Consider the following 13,329-nt stretch of genomic DNA (forward strand, 5'->3'; position numbering starts at 1 on the left):
ATTATTTTTCAATAAGTAAGTAATTCTATAATGAAGATATATAAATGGCAAGGACAAAATTACACAATTCAATGTTAGAGAGCTTATACAAACTAACCAATTCACCTCTATATAATACTTAAGCATGCAAGATATAATAAAGTTTTGTGATTTATTAGAAAAAAATAAAAAAAGTTATATCTTTTTTAATTTAACCTAAAATCGTTATAGAATGATAAAAAAACACTTTTTAGGCATTTTTTAACTAAATTGTATAATAAACATTTTGTACTTATTAAATATTGTTAATTGTGACAATACTTAATATTTTTTAAACATTAGGAAAAAGGGAGCTAGCATGTCAAAAAAGACAAATAATGAATTTAAAGTTGGTATAAAAGCCTATATATCACTAATAGTAGCCATTTTATTTTTTTCAGGCTTATTTTTTAATGTAGAAGGTAAAGAATGGCTAGGAGCGTTTGATTTTACCAGCTTAAGCGGCAAATTTGGCACTATGCTACATCCTGAAAAAAATACTTTTGTGGGTGAAGGAGGTCACAGTGCAAGAGCTGGTTTTATTTTCGCCTTATCACTTATACCTACGGTTATGTTAGCGCTAGGCGTGTTAGAAATATTTACCCATTACGGCACCATTCGTGCTGCACATAAATTATTAACACCATTATTAAAACCAATTTTAGGTGTACCAGGTAAAACTGGACTTGCATTAATTACCGACCTACAAAGCACTGATGCTGGTGCTGTATTAACTAAAGAGTTATATGACGAAAAGCAAATTACTAAAAAAGACCTTATCATTATTAGTGCTTGGCAATATTCTGGTGCGGGTTTAATTAATAACTACTTCTCGATTGGTTCGGCATTATTTGCCTCAATGACTGTAGCTATTTTTATTCCTCTTGTCATCATGTTAGTGCTTAAATTTGTAGGCTCAGTAATGGTTCGCTTAGTATTAAATACAATTTATAAAAAGGATTTTATCAATGAGTAATTCACAAAAACAAACTAATAACCCTTTAGATATTTTTGTAATCGGTGCTCGCAAAGGATTCAACATTGCTATTAATAATTTAATGCCCAATATTTTAATGGCATTTGTAATCACCGAAATACTAAAACGTTTAGGTATAATGCAATTAATAGGAACTTATTGTGCTCCAGTAATGGAGATTTTTGGCCTACCTGGCGAAGCAATTACCGTATTACTAACTGCATGGTTATCAGCATCAGCAGGTACAGGCGTTGCAGTTAACTTATTTACCGCAGGGACAATCAATCCAACAGCAATAACCATATTAGCCCCAGCTATTTTCTTAATGGGCTCACAATTACAGTATATGGGACGATTATTAGGCGTTGCCGATGTACCAAAAAAATACTGGCCATTACTCATGTTAACCAGTATTTTTAATGCATTAGTTTCAATGATTATTATGCGATTTTTTGTTTAATAAAGGAGATAAACATGTCTAATGTTTTAGAACATTATCAGTATTTACACCAAATTCCAGAGTTGGGATTTGAAGAACACAAAACATCGGCATATATCGCACAGCAACTTGAACAAGCAGGCTATAAAGTAACTCGCAACATCAATAACACAACAGGAATTGTTGCGCAATACGATAGCGGCAAAACTGGCCCTGTACTCGCTTTACGGGCAGATATGGATGCTCTAGGACATATTATTAACGGCGAACCTTGCGCAAGACATACCTGCGGTCATGATGGCCATTCATCAATATTATTAAGCTCGGCACAAGAGTTAATAAAAGAAGGTAACATCAAAAAAGGTCGATTGAAACTCATCTTCCAACCTGCCGAAGAACTTGGAACAGGTGCTTTAGCTATGATTGAAGGAGGAGCTATTGATGATGTTGATATGATTATCGGTTTACATTTACGTCCAAAAGATGAATGTCCAAAAGGCTTTGCTGCAGCGGCAATGTACTATTCAGCATCCACCACAGTTGAAGTAAATATTCATGGTATCCCAGCACATGGTGCTCGACCTCATTTAGGCGTTAATGCCCTTGATGCAGCAACACTGGCCATTCAAGCAGTTAACACCATTCACCTTGCACCTAACTTAAACTATAGTGTTAAAGCCACACGTTGCATTTGCGATGCTGGAGTCACCAATGCTATTCCATCCGAAGCATATGTATGCTGGGATCTAAGAGCGCCAACTAACCCAGCCATGAATGAACTAAAAGCCAAAACGTTAAATGCAATAAAACTCAGTGTTGAATCTATCGGTGCGAAAGTGGATATCAATGTCACTAAAGAAATTCCAGCCGCGGAAATTGATAATGATGTCACAAAAATTATTGCCGAAGCCATTGTCGATGTACTTGGCAAAGAGGGGTTAAAAGAACCTATTTTCACCCCAGGTGGAGAAGACTTTTTCAATTATCCTTGTGAACGTAATGTCAAAGCTGGTTTTTGGGGATTAGGAGCTGATCTAACACCAGGATTACATCATCCTGAAATGAAGTTTGACACTTTAGCATTAGAAAATGGAGTCAAAATAACCAAAGCTTGTGCATTAAAAGTACTTGGCTAATTTCCACCCTATTCCGCCGATACCTTACTTCGGCGGAAGATGATTTAAATCACAAACAAAAGATCTTTCCCTAACTTGTATAATACTGTTGATAAGCACTTAACATTTTTAAGTTAGGATTTTCACTTCAATGCCAAATAGTTACGATATTCAACAATATCTTCGATCGTCACAACTGGCATATGATACTCATTAGCAAATTTAACAACCTCTGGCGCTCTTGCCATAGTCCCATCGTCGTTGGTTAACTCACACAATACTGCGGCAGGCTTTAAACCCGCTAATGTCACTAAATCAATAGATGCTTCAGTATGACCTCGGCGAATTAATACACCACCTTCTTTAGCAACTAAAGGAAACACATGCCCTGGATGATTAAGATCACTTGGTTTGGCGTTATCATTCACAGCAGCCTTAATAGTCGTAACGCGATCAGCGGCTGATACACCTGTTGTAACTCCATTAGCCGCTTCAATTGAGATGGTAAACGCTGTATTATTTTTACTAGTATTATTTTCTACCATCATAGGCAAATTTAACTCATCACAGCGTTTTTTAGGCAAACATAAACAAACAATACCACTGCCGTAACGAATAGTTAGAGCCATTTGTTCAATGGTAATGGACTCGGCAGCCCAAATAATATCACCTTCATTTTCGCGATCTTCATCATCTAAAACTAGTACACCTTGACCGGCTTTAATAGAAGCAATTGCTTTTTTAACACGTTCAATGGGCGTTCCAAATTCATTTAAATTAAACTGATTCATGGTAAATACCTATATTTTTATTAACTCATTTATTTCATTATTTATCTAATTAAAATCAAATGGCTATTTGCTATCTAATTAATTAAGTATAAATAAAATACCAGAATCAGGGCAGTGCTTGACCAGCATGACTTTGCCTTTCAGCAAATATTGGAAAGATAAGCAACTCTCTTTTATCCAGACTTTTACTGTCGGCTTTGGAATTTCACCAAATCTGCTTGTCCTTAATCTATCAAAATCTAACTGAGCAATAAAACAACTACCACAGTTAACAAAATAAATTAAGCGCTCGTGGGCTATACCACCGGTGGGGACTTACACCCCGCCCTGAGAATTTTGCCAAAAAATTGACGAATCACACTATAATACAAAATGATAAAAAAGACACGGAGTTTTAAAATGAAATATTGCCGCAAACAGCGGCAATAATAGAAAGAGCAGAGTTTAATTAATGCCTACGAGTTTCACTTATGCGACGCCGTTCGGCTTTACGCATCCATAGCCACGAAATAAAGCCAATAATACCAACAATTAGCAATATAATTGTTGCTAAAGCATTAACCTGAGGATCAACCCCTAAACGTACTTTTGAAAATATCAATTTAGGTAACGTCATAGCACCTGGTCCAGTCACAAAGTTAGCAATAACCACATCATCAAGTGACAATGTAAATGCTAAAAGCCAACCTGACACTAACGCTGGTGCGATCATTGGTAGTGTAATAATAAAAAATACCTTTAAAGGATTTGCACCAAGATCTAATGCAGCTTCTTCAATTGACTTATCTAATTCACGCAACCTAGCACTAATTACCACAGTCACATAAGCTGTACAAAATGTAGCATGAGCCATCCAAATAGTTATAGCGCCACGGTCTTTTGGCCAACCAAGTACCTGTCCCATTCCCACAAATAACAACAGCAAAGCCAAACCAGTAATAACATCTGGCATAACCAGCGGTGCTGTAGTCATAAACGAAAATAAATTAGAGCCTCGGAATCCTCTAAAACGAATGATAGCATAAGCCGCTAATGTACCAAGCACAACAGCAAAAGTTGCAGCACCTGCAGCAATAGACAAACTTAGCCCAACAGCTTTAAGTAATGTTTCGTTATTAATTAACTCAAAATACCATTTGATCGAAAAATCCGCCCAAACTGTCACCAAACGCGAGCTATTAAACGAATAAACAATCAAAATAACCATTGGGATATATAAAAACGAAAATACCACCAAAAAGATAAGTCCTTTCAAACACCGGAATAGCAATGCAATGGTAACTAAAACGGTAATAATGAAACTAAAAACAAAACAACTATAGTAAAAGCTCCATTCACCCAAAAGCGATAATCCCGATGATGAAATCAAAATACTCAATAAAATCGCACCAAGCAATGACGAGATAAAAACAATCAAAGCCGATCGCATAATAACGGGCAAATTGTTCATCTATTTACCTCCCATTTGTCGATTTTGGAATTTATTGAAATAATAAATAGGCACAATCAATATCATCAACATCACACTAGCTACAGCCGAGGCAGCTGGCCAGTCATGATTATTAAAGAACTCAGTCCAAAGCTGTGTACCAATCATAATCCCTTCTGAAGGGCCTAATAATTCAGGGATCACATACTCACCTACAGCAGGAATAAACACCAACATCCCCCCAGCAATCACCCCATTTTTGGTTAAAGGTACAATGATCTTAAAAAATGTCTTTATCGGTTTACAACCTAAGTCTAATGCTGCTTCGATTAACGTTGAATCGACCTTACTTAACGACGTATAAATTGGCAATACCACAAATGGTAAATAAGAATAAACAATACCAATATATACAGCAAAGTAGGTTTTCATAATAATCAAAGGCTGATCAATAACCCCTAACCACATTAAAAAATGATTTAATAAACCATTAGGATTCAAAATACCAATCCACGCATAAACACGAATTAAAAACGATGTCCATGAAGGTAAAATGATTAACAACAATAAAATATTACGGGTTGACTGTTTGCATTGAGAAATAGCCCAAGCCAACGGGTAACCAATTAAAACACAAAGCACGGTTGAAATCGCAGCAATCTTAAGTGATTGCAAATACGAATCAATATAAATCGTATCGCTAATTAGATTTAAATAATTGCCAAAATTTAACGTAATATTAAGCAAACCATCGTCATAACTTAACAAATCAGTATAAGGTGGTACAGCTAAAGCAATTTCAGAAAAACTGATCCTAAATACGATTAAAAATGGTAGCAAAAACAGTAATAGCATCCATAAATAAGGGATCGCAATTACGGTTAACCGTCCATAAAGAGTCATTAAATCCGAATCATCTCGTTGTTGACGCAATTTTTTATATGTATAAAAAATTACAACTAACCCTGCTGGAATAAATAAAATACTGCCAGCAATAATAAGCCGATAAGCAAATTTAGAGGGTCTATAATACGCTAAAAAACAACCGAAGCATGACAATAAAAAGCTCAATGTCATTGCGGTAAATAGCGCATCTAAAAATAAATTGTCAAATGCACCTGTTGTTACAAAACGCCAATAAACATTGAGCAACACAAATGCATTTAACAACAATCCCAATACAATGGATCGCATTATGATATCCTCTTTTGTTTATTCAGTAAGCACAACACAACTGTCAACTTCCCAACTTAAGTTAACTATATCACCCCAAGTTGGCATTCCTTTACGATAACGATGCTCATTTTGCAATTGTGCAATAATAACTTGCCCACTTGGCAATTTGACATGATAAATCGATAAATCCCCAAGATAAGCGATTTCAACAACTTCACCTGTAGCGCAGTTATAACCATCTTCAGGTAATTGCTCACATAATTGGATTTTTTCTGGGCGCAGAGCAACTTTAATCGGCACACCTTCCACCGCTGGAGAATCATAATCCACTTTAAATGGATGTTTAATAGTAGGACAACTCAAAATCAAACCATCTTCTAACGTATCTTGCAAGATACCGTCAAAGATATTAACCGAACCGATAAACTCAGCACTATAACGGCTATTTGGATGTTCATAAATTTCTTCTGGCTCACCAATTTGCACAAATTGACCTTTATTCATAATGGCAATACGACCAGCCATAGTCATAGCTTCTTCTTGATCATGGGTAACCATAACGCAAGTTGCCCCCACTTGTTCTAAAATGCTCACCACTTCAAGTTGCATTCGATCACGAAGTTGTTTATCAAGTGCACCCATTGGCTCATCAAGTAACAATAATTTTGGTCGTTTGGCTAAGCTTCTTGCTAAAGCCACGCGTTGGCGCTGACCACCTGATAATTGGTGTGGTTTACGTTTGCCAAATTGCTCCATATGTACAAGCGCTAACATCTCTTCAACTCGATGTTTAATTTCGCTATTGCTTAATTTATCTTGCTTTAAGCCAAAGGCTATATTTTGTTCAACCGTCATGTGAGGAAATAAAGCATACGATTGGAACATCATATTAATAGGACGATTATAAGGCGGAACCTGTGATAAATCTTTTCCATCTAAAATGATTTGCCCCGAAGTCGGTTGCTCAAAACCAGCTAGCATACGCAATAGTGTTGATTTACCGCTTCCAGATGCACCTAATAATGCAAAAATTTCACCTTTATATATAGTCAAATTTACATCATCAACGGCATAATAATCATCATTAAAAACTTTTGTTAAATTTTTGATCTCCAATAAAGGAGTTATCATCTTTTTTTTAGGCTGTACCTGATTTGTTGTTTTATCGTTCACTCTTTTTTCCTCATAACAACAAGCCAAAAAAAACGAGACGGAAAGACTCACAGCCTCTCCGTCTTGGATTATTAGTTAAGATTCGATATACAAAATATCGATTATTTACCAGTTTTGAGCTTAGTCCACGTGCGGGTAATTATACGCTCAAGTTTTGGATCTTTAACTTTTAAAGTGAATAGTTTTTCCATCACTTCTGGTTTTGGATAAACTGCTGGATCATTTTTCACTTCTGGTTTTACAAAATTTTCATTAGCAACCTGATTAGCGCTAGCAAAGTTAACATCGTTAGTAACTTGTGCTGCAATTTCTGGTTTCATAACAAAATTTAAAAACTCATGAGCTTCATCTGGGTTTGCTGAATCTTTTGGAATAGCAAAGGTATCAAAAAAGACTAAAGCACCTTCTTTTGGTATTTGATAACCAACATGCACACCGTTATTTGCTTCGTTAGCTCTATCTCGTGATTGTAAAATATCGCCAGACCAACCCAAAATCACACAAATATCGCCATTAGCTAGATCGGTAATATATTGTGAAGAGTGGAAGTAACGAATATTTGGACGAACTTTTTCTAACAGCTCATAGGCAGCACCAGTATAATCCTTGGCATCTGTACTATTTGGATCTTTACCTAAATATTGAAGAGCACTAGCAAAAATTTCGGTAGGCGCATCCAAAAATGCCACACCACAATCTTTTAGTTTTTCCATATTTTCTGGTTTAAACACTAAATCCCAGCTATCAACTGGTGCATTATCACCTAGACGCTCTTTAACTTTATCAATGTTATAACCGATACCTGTTGTCATCCATACATAAGGGATAGCATATTTATTATCAGGATCATGCGTTGCCATTAATTTCATTAGATTAGGATCTAAGTTTTTCCAATTAGGCAATTTATTCTTATCTAATGGAAGATAGATATCAGATTTAATTTGTCTAGCTAAAAAGCTATCTGAAGGCGAAACCACATCAAAGCCAGAATGACCTGCCATTAATTTACCTTCAAGAGCTTCGTTAGAATCATAAACATCATAAACTAGCTTAATACCAGTCGATTTTTCAAAATCAGAAATCGTATTAGAACCAATTTGCCCTGCCCAATTGTAAAAATGTACCACACGATCTTTAGCTATAGCAGATTGAGATAACGCTAGTGAAACACCAGCCACGATTGAAAGAATTGTTTTACGTTGAGTAAACATGCTCACCACTTCTCCTCTAGTTGTAGGGATATTACATGTTAGACACAAGCCCATTGCAAAGACACAACGGACCCCCAAATTTTACTATCGACATTGTTAACAATAATAAAAATTATCAAAGTAACAACCATCTAGCGAAACCGAGGTAATCAGGCAATCACAAGTCATTAATAAAATAAATGAACTAGTAGAGCTAACCTTGCATTACGAGGGATAAAATACCTTTTTTTTTAAAGATGTCCACTTAAAAAATCAAATATTGAAAGTTTAAGGATTGAGTGGTTGTATTTTAACCACCCAAGGAGTAAGGAACAACCAATTAACAATTAGATAACAAAATTATTCAGCACTTGCTTGCATAGTTTTAGCATTTGGTTGCCAAACACGATATTTAATTTGCAAATCGTTCGGAACATAAAAGACTAACGGTAATTGGCTGTTATAGCTAAACAAACCTAAATTATGGTTGATTGTCACAAATTGATTTTTATTAGTACCTTCAGGGCAAGCCATTAATGTTGAAATGTTACCAACAGTCTTTTCAACTACGTAATAAGAGTATCCCCAACCTTTAAGCTCTTCTTGCTTAACTACACCACCTAAATTTTGCAAATTACAATCAACATTCATTTCTTTACCAATGATCACCTCAACTTTCGCATTGTTTTCATTAGCAATAGTTGGTAAATGAATAGCATAACGCGTATAGCCAACTTGAGCTGCAGGGAATGGTGCTATATCATTGACACTTTGTGCAACAGGTTGCGTTTTTTGTGAATTTGCGCATGCTGTTAATGCTACACCTAATAATGTTAATAACAATAATTTTTTCATTTTTATCTCCTTTAACTAATTAATCATAAACACCATCGTATTAATTTTCAGTGATAATGCGTATAATAACATCATCTAGATTAATAAAATTGGTGTAAAAATGCCAGCAGAAAAAAATACTACCGATTTACTTAAATTGATTTTAAACCTGTTAATAATTGGTTTACTAATCATTATTACCTATCGTGTTGTTGAAGTTTTTTTATTTGGTTTCTTCTGGGCGGTGATGGTGGTAATTGCCACTTGGCCCTTAATGATAAAAATACAACGAAAATTATTTAACAAACGCTGGCTATCACTACTAGTAATGGCCCTAATATTAGCCTTTGTTTGTATTATACCTTTCATATTAATTATTAGCTCGGTAGCACAAAACGGTCACCATCTTATTGAATGGGCAAAAACGCTATCTCACCAAAAACTACCAACACTTGACTGGCTTGAAAGCGTACCTGCCTTTGGCTCTGAACTACACCAAAAATGGTTAAACTTAATACAAACTGATGGCTCTGATTTAGTTTCAAGCATACAACCTTATATTGGCACCATGATAAGTTGGCTACTTGAGCAAGCCACTAATATTGGACTATTTATCTTTCATGCTTGTGTAATGATTATTTTTAGTCTATTACTATTTTTAAAAGGCGAAAGTATCACCAAATACGTTTACCTACTAGCCAACCGATTATCAAAACAATATGGCGAAATCACTGTCACATTAGCAGGACAATCCATTCGAGCTGTTGCTCTTGGTGTTGTGGTTACTGCCATTACCTTAGCCTTAATTGGTGGATTAAGTTTTATATTAACCGACATGCCGTTACCAGGTATACTCACTCTAATTTTATTTATTTGTTGTGTCGCACAAATTGGTCCTGTGATTGTAATGCTTGGGTGCATTTTTTGGCAATTTTGGGCGGGCAACACCATAGCTGGTATCGTATTAATTGTTGTGGCAATTATCTTAACCACCTTAGATAGCGTAATGCGAGCTTACTTAATAAAAAAAGGTGCCAATTTACCGTTTTTACTTATATTATTTGGTGTGATTGGTGGCTTACTTGGCTTTGGCATAATGGGATTATTTATTGGTCCTGTCGTACTAGCTTTAACTTACAAAATAATTCAAACTTGGGTTGATGAACAATCTTAAACAATTTATTATCACCCAGTAAGAAGCATAAGAGCATAAACAAGTTGCTAAATACGCTACATGACTTAAAGCAACTGAGCTAAAATGCATACAAATTAAAAGGAGTGTTATTTTTACTGGCTTAGCTTATATTAGAAAACAAGTTTCTAAAGTAACTTGACAGTTATAATGACAAAAAATCATGCGAATACCATTTATAAAATACAATCACCAAAAGCATCTTGACGAATTAGGTAAAATTCAGCAAGATGCCAAGCAATATCATATCTACTATACTCCAAAAGCATATCGACTGGCTTTAATTGAAAGTATAAAAAGAGCCCAGCACCGAATTTATATAGTTGCGCTCTATCTAGAGCAAGATGAGGCTGGTCAAGAAATTCTTAATGAACTGTACCAAATCAAACGGCAACGCCCTAATTTAGATATCAAAATATTTGTTGACTGGCACCGTGCACAGCGCGGAAGAATTGGCGAAGACAAAGCACATACCAACGCAAATTATTATTACCAACTAAAACAGCAATATCCAGATATTGACATTCCTATTTATGGTGTACCTGTCAATCGTCGTGAAGTACTAGGCGTACTGCATTTAAAAGGTTTTATTATTGATAATACTGTCATTTACAGTGGAGCTAGCATTAATAACGTATACCTACACAAGCGTGAAAAATACCGTTACGACCGTTATCACTTTATTACTAACCCACTATTAGCAGACAGCATGGTGCAGTTTATTCACGACCACTTTTTACCATATCAAGCGTTGCAACTACTTAATACTGGCACCCATAAAACCCGCAAACAAATTAAGTCTGAAATTAAAGAGCTACGCCAACACTTAATGAATACCAACTACCAATATAACAGCAATACCGACAACAACACCTTATCGGTTGCACCAATAATGGGGCTTGGTCGCAATAACTCGCTCAACAAAATCATCCATCATTTAATCAACGTAGCCGAACAAAAAATCATATTTTGCACGCCGTACTTTAATTTGCCTAACATCCTAGTTCGCGATATCATTCGCTTGCTTCGTAAAGGTCGCCAAGTTGAACTGATTATTGGTGATAAAGAAGCAAATGATTTTTATATTCCACCAGACCAACCTTTTAACATATCGGGTGGATTACCCTACTTATACGAAATCAATTTAAGAAGCTTTATTGAGCGCCTACAATCTTTTATTGACAAAGAGCAACTTATCATACGTCTGTGGAAGGATGGAGAGCAAACCTATCATCTTAAAGGTATCTGGGTGGACAATACTTGGGTACTTATAACAGGCAACAACCTAAATCCACGCGCTTGGCGACTTGATCTGGAAAATGGCATATTAATACATGATCCAAAGCAAGAATTAAGCCATAAATTTAACCAAGAACTTGACACTATTCGTCAAAAAACCACATTGATCACACATTTTCAACAAATCCAAGCGAGTCAATTTTATCCAAGTCAAGTTCATAAGTTGATAAAGCGACTGAGCCGCATTAAAGTGGATAGGATTATTAAGCGGTTGTTGTAAAGGTAAGATGTTTTGAAAGAAAAGGTTTCTTAAAAAACATAATAAAAACAATATTTTTTCAACTAATTTTGAGAAAAAAGCGCTTTTGCTGTTTAACAACAAAAGCGCAAATTTGATCTAGACTTCATATTAAAGGTCTACAGATAGGTGCGTTCTAATCATTGCAGTAAGGCAATATCGCCTTTAACAAGAAAAGCACATATAGAATTAAGGGGTAACACAAGCCATAAAGTGACTATTAGCTGTACTCTGCAGAAAAATTCCCCCATCGGCTGAATAAACACCATATAGACTGCCATTATATGAATTAGCCCAATATCCTGTATCATTAGCCCAGTTGTTACCAATACTGAGATTCCAATCACTACCTTCATAGAAATTATTCATAGTATTGGCAGTAAAACCCCACTCGTTAAATAGTCCGCCAACCCATTTACCGCTAATATCTTTATAACTGACTTTTCGTTGACAGTTATTAATACTTCTTCCAGATAAACCTTCTGTCCAACCAGCTCCATTCCCATTGGTGTAGTCATTTATATCGGGAATTCGATAACCATTACCTAAATTACGACAAAAGTTTTGAGCATCCGCATATCCATATCTTACTGTGATTCCTGGTTGAGAGATATACCAACGTTCTATCTTAAAGCTATACAGTAATTTTGTATGATTTACATCAGAGTAAAGCTTAAATAACGAAGGGGAAAAAGCCTTATTACTTGAATTTATGGAAGGGCCTTTTAATATAATCTTTAGTGCTTGTTCGCCACCAGGATAAAGGTTGGAATGGCAACACATTTTCAAACAAAAAAATTAAGGGGTAAGTGTTTTTTAAATTCAACGGGAGGCAAGTAGCCTAACGAAGAATGTAATCGTTTATGATTATACCAATAAGCATAAGCCGAAAAAGCGCGTTGTAACTCAGCTGTTGAGTTGAAACGTTGGCCTTTTACAAATTCCGTTTTAATTGTTTTAAATGTCGCTTCCGCTACCGCATTGTCATATGGACACCCTTTCTTGCTTAATGAATGCGTGATATTAAATGTCTTAAAACAATCCGCTAATAACCGATTATCAAACTCTTTACCGCGGTCTGAATGAAATAAATCCAATTTTGATAATGGCAGTTTAATTTGACTTAATGCCGACATAACAAGTTCTGCTGTTTTATGTTGACCAACATGATAACCGACAATTTGCCTATCGGATAAGTTCACTAAAACACATAAATAGTTCCAACGTTGCTTAACTTGAATATAGGTTAAATCCGCAACAACAATTTGTTTTTTATCACCTACATCAAATTGTCGTTGCAGGTGATTTTCTGTGGCGGTTTCATTCACTTCCGTAGTGTGAGATTGATAACGTTTAACGGTGTATTTTGATACCAGCAATAAGGCTTTCATCACCCGAGCAATGTAACGGCGTGACACCCAAATATTCTCTTTCTGTAAATCAAATCGAATTCGTCTTG

Annotated in this window: 12 protein-coding genes, 1 pseudogene and 1 riboswitch; of the genes and pseudogenes, 5 read left to right on the forward strand and 8 right to left on the reverse strand. The window is 35.6% G+C overall.

Annotated elements, in window-relative coordinates; genetic code table 11:
* Positions 1-337 precede the first annotated feature (337 nt).
* From A9G32_RS02990 to A9G32_RS03000, 3 genes are read left to right on the forward strand one after another with little or no spacing between them, the layout of a single operon-like run.
* The gene (locus A9G32_RS02990) at positions 338-994 is read left to right on the forward strand and encodes a nucleoside recognition domain-containing protein (RefSeq protein WP_065589179.1); all 657 of its coding nucleotides are present in this window, start codon (positions 338-340) and stop codon (positions 992-994) included.
* Positions 987-1,454 (forward strand): YjiG family protein, encoded by a 468-nt coding sequence (locus A9G32_RS02995; RefSeq protein ID WP_065589180.1) that lies wholly within the window; start codon positions 987-989, stop codon positions 1,452-1,454. The genes A9G32_RS02990 and A9G32_RS02995 overlap by 8 nt, the downstream gene beginning before the upstream one ends.
* Positions 1,455-1,468: 14 nt before the next feature.
* Positions 1,469-2,569, forward strand: coding sequence for an amidohydrolase (locus A9G32_RS03000; protein ID WP_065589181.1), 1,101 nt, complete (start codon positions 1,469-1,471; stop codon positions 2,567-2,569).
* 122 nt (positions 2,570-2,691) lie between these two features.
* On the opposite strand, the gene ribB is transcribed toward A9G32_RS03000, so the two are convergent.
* From ribB to eco, 6 genes and pseudogenes are all read right to left on the reverse strand, one after another.
* Positions 2,692-3,339, reverse strand: a complete 648-nt coding sequence (gene ribB, locus A9G32_RS03005) for a 3,4-dihydroxy-2-butanone-4-phosphate synthase (RefSeq protein ID WP_065589182.1) — start codon at positions 3,337-3,339, stop codon at positions 2,692-2,694.
* A gap of 161 nt (positions 3,340-3,500) precedes the next feature.
* Positions 3,501-3,678: riboswitch (FMN riboswitch) on the reverse strand.
* A 109-nt stretch (positions 3,679-3,787) separates the two neighbouring features.
* Positions 3,788-4,546: an ABC transporter permease subunit gene (locus A9G32_RS03010; protein WP_141671718.1), complete on the reverse strand. Its 759-nt coding sequence runs from the start codon at positions 4,544-4,546 to the stop codon at positions 3,788-3,790.
* 243 nt (positions 4,547-4,789) lie between these two features.
* Positions 4,790-5,659 (reverse strand): annotated as a pseudogene (locus A9G32_RS03015) (ABC transporter permease subunit); the annotation flags it as partial.
* A 321-nt stretch (positions 5,660-5,980) separates the two neighbouring features.
* On the reverse strand, positions 5,981-7,117 hold the full coding sequence (gene potG, locus A9G32_RS03020) for a putrescine ABC transporter ATP-binding subunit PotG (protein WP_081296719.1): 1,137 nt from the start codon (positions 7,115-7,117) through the stop codon (positions 5,981-5,983).
* A gap of 101 nt (positions 7,118-7,218) precedes the next feature.
* Positions 7,219-8,328, reverse strand: coding sequence for an extracellular solute-binding protein (locus A9G32_RS03025; RefSeq protein WP_065589183.1), 1,110 nt, complete (start codon positions 8,326-8,328; stop codon positions 7,219-7,221).
* A 339-nt stretch (positions 8,329-8,667) separates the two neighbouring features.
* Positions 8,668-9,162 (reverse strand): serine protease inhibitor ecotin, encoded by a 495-nt coding sequence (gene eco, locus A9G32_RS03030; RefSeq protein ID WP_034910714.1) that lies wholly within the window; start codon positions 9,160-9,162, stop codon positions 8,668-8,670.
* A gap of 100 nt (positions 9,163-9,262) precedes the next feature.
* On the opposite strand from eco, the gene ydiK reads away from it, so the two are divergent.
* Both ydiK and pssA read left to right on the forward strand, forming a co-directional pair.
* Positions 9,263-10,315 (forward strand): AI-2E family transporter YdiK, encoded by a 1,053-nt coding sequence (gene ydiK, locus A9G32_RS03035; protein ID WP_065589184.1) that lies wholly within the window; start codon positions 9,263-9,265, stop codon positions 10,313-10,315.
* 181 nt (positions 10,316-10,496) lie between these two features.
* A complete protein-coding gene (gene pssA, locus A9G32_RS03040; protein WP_065589185.1) occupies positions 10,497-11,852 on the forward strand; it encodes a CDP-diacylglycerol--serine O-phosphatidyltransferase in 1,356 nt (451 codons plus the stop codon).
* A 207-nt stretch (positions 11,853-12,059) separates the two neighbouring features.
* On the opposite strand, the gene A9G32_RS03045 is transcribed toward pssA, so the two are convergent.
* Complete coding sequence (locus tag A9G32_RS03045) at positions 12,060-12,653, reverse strand: hypothetical protein (RefSeq protein WP_065589186.1); 594 nt, start codon at positions 12,651-12,653, stop codon at positions 12,060-12,062.
* Positions 12,654-12,655: 2 nt separating this feature from the next.
* On the reverse strand, positions 12,656-13,329 hold a 674-nt coding region (locus A9G32_RS03050), incomplete at its 5' end, for an IS3 family transposase (RefSeq protein ID WP_141672866.1).

The sequence above is a fragment of the Gilliamella sp. Gris3-2 genome (assembly GCF_001690345.1).
In the GTDB taxonomy this organism is placed as follows: domain Bacteria; phylum Pseudomonadota; class Gammaproteobacteria; order Enterobacterales; family Orbaceae; genus Gilliamella; species Gilliamella bombi.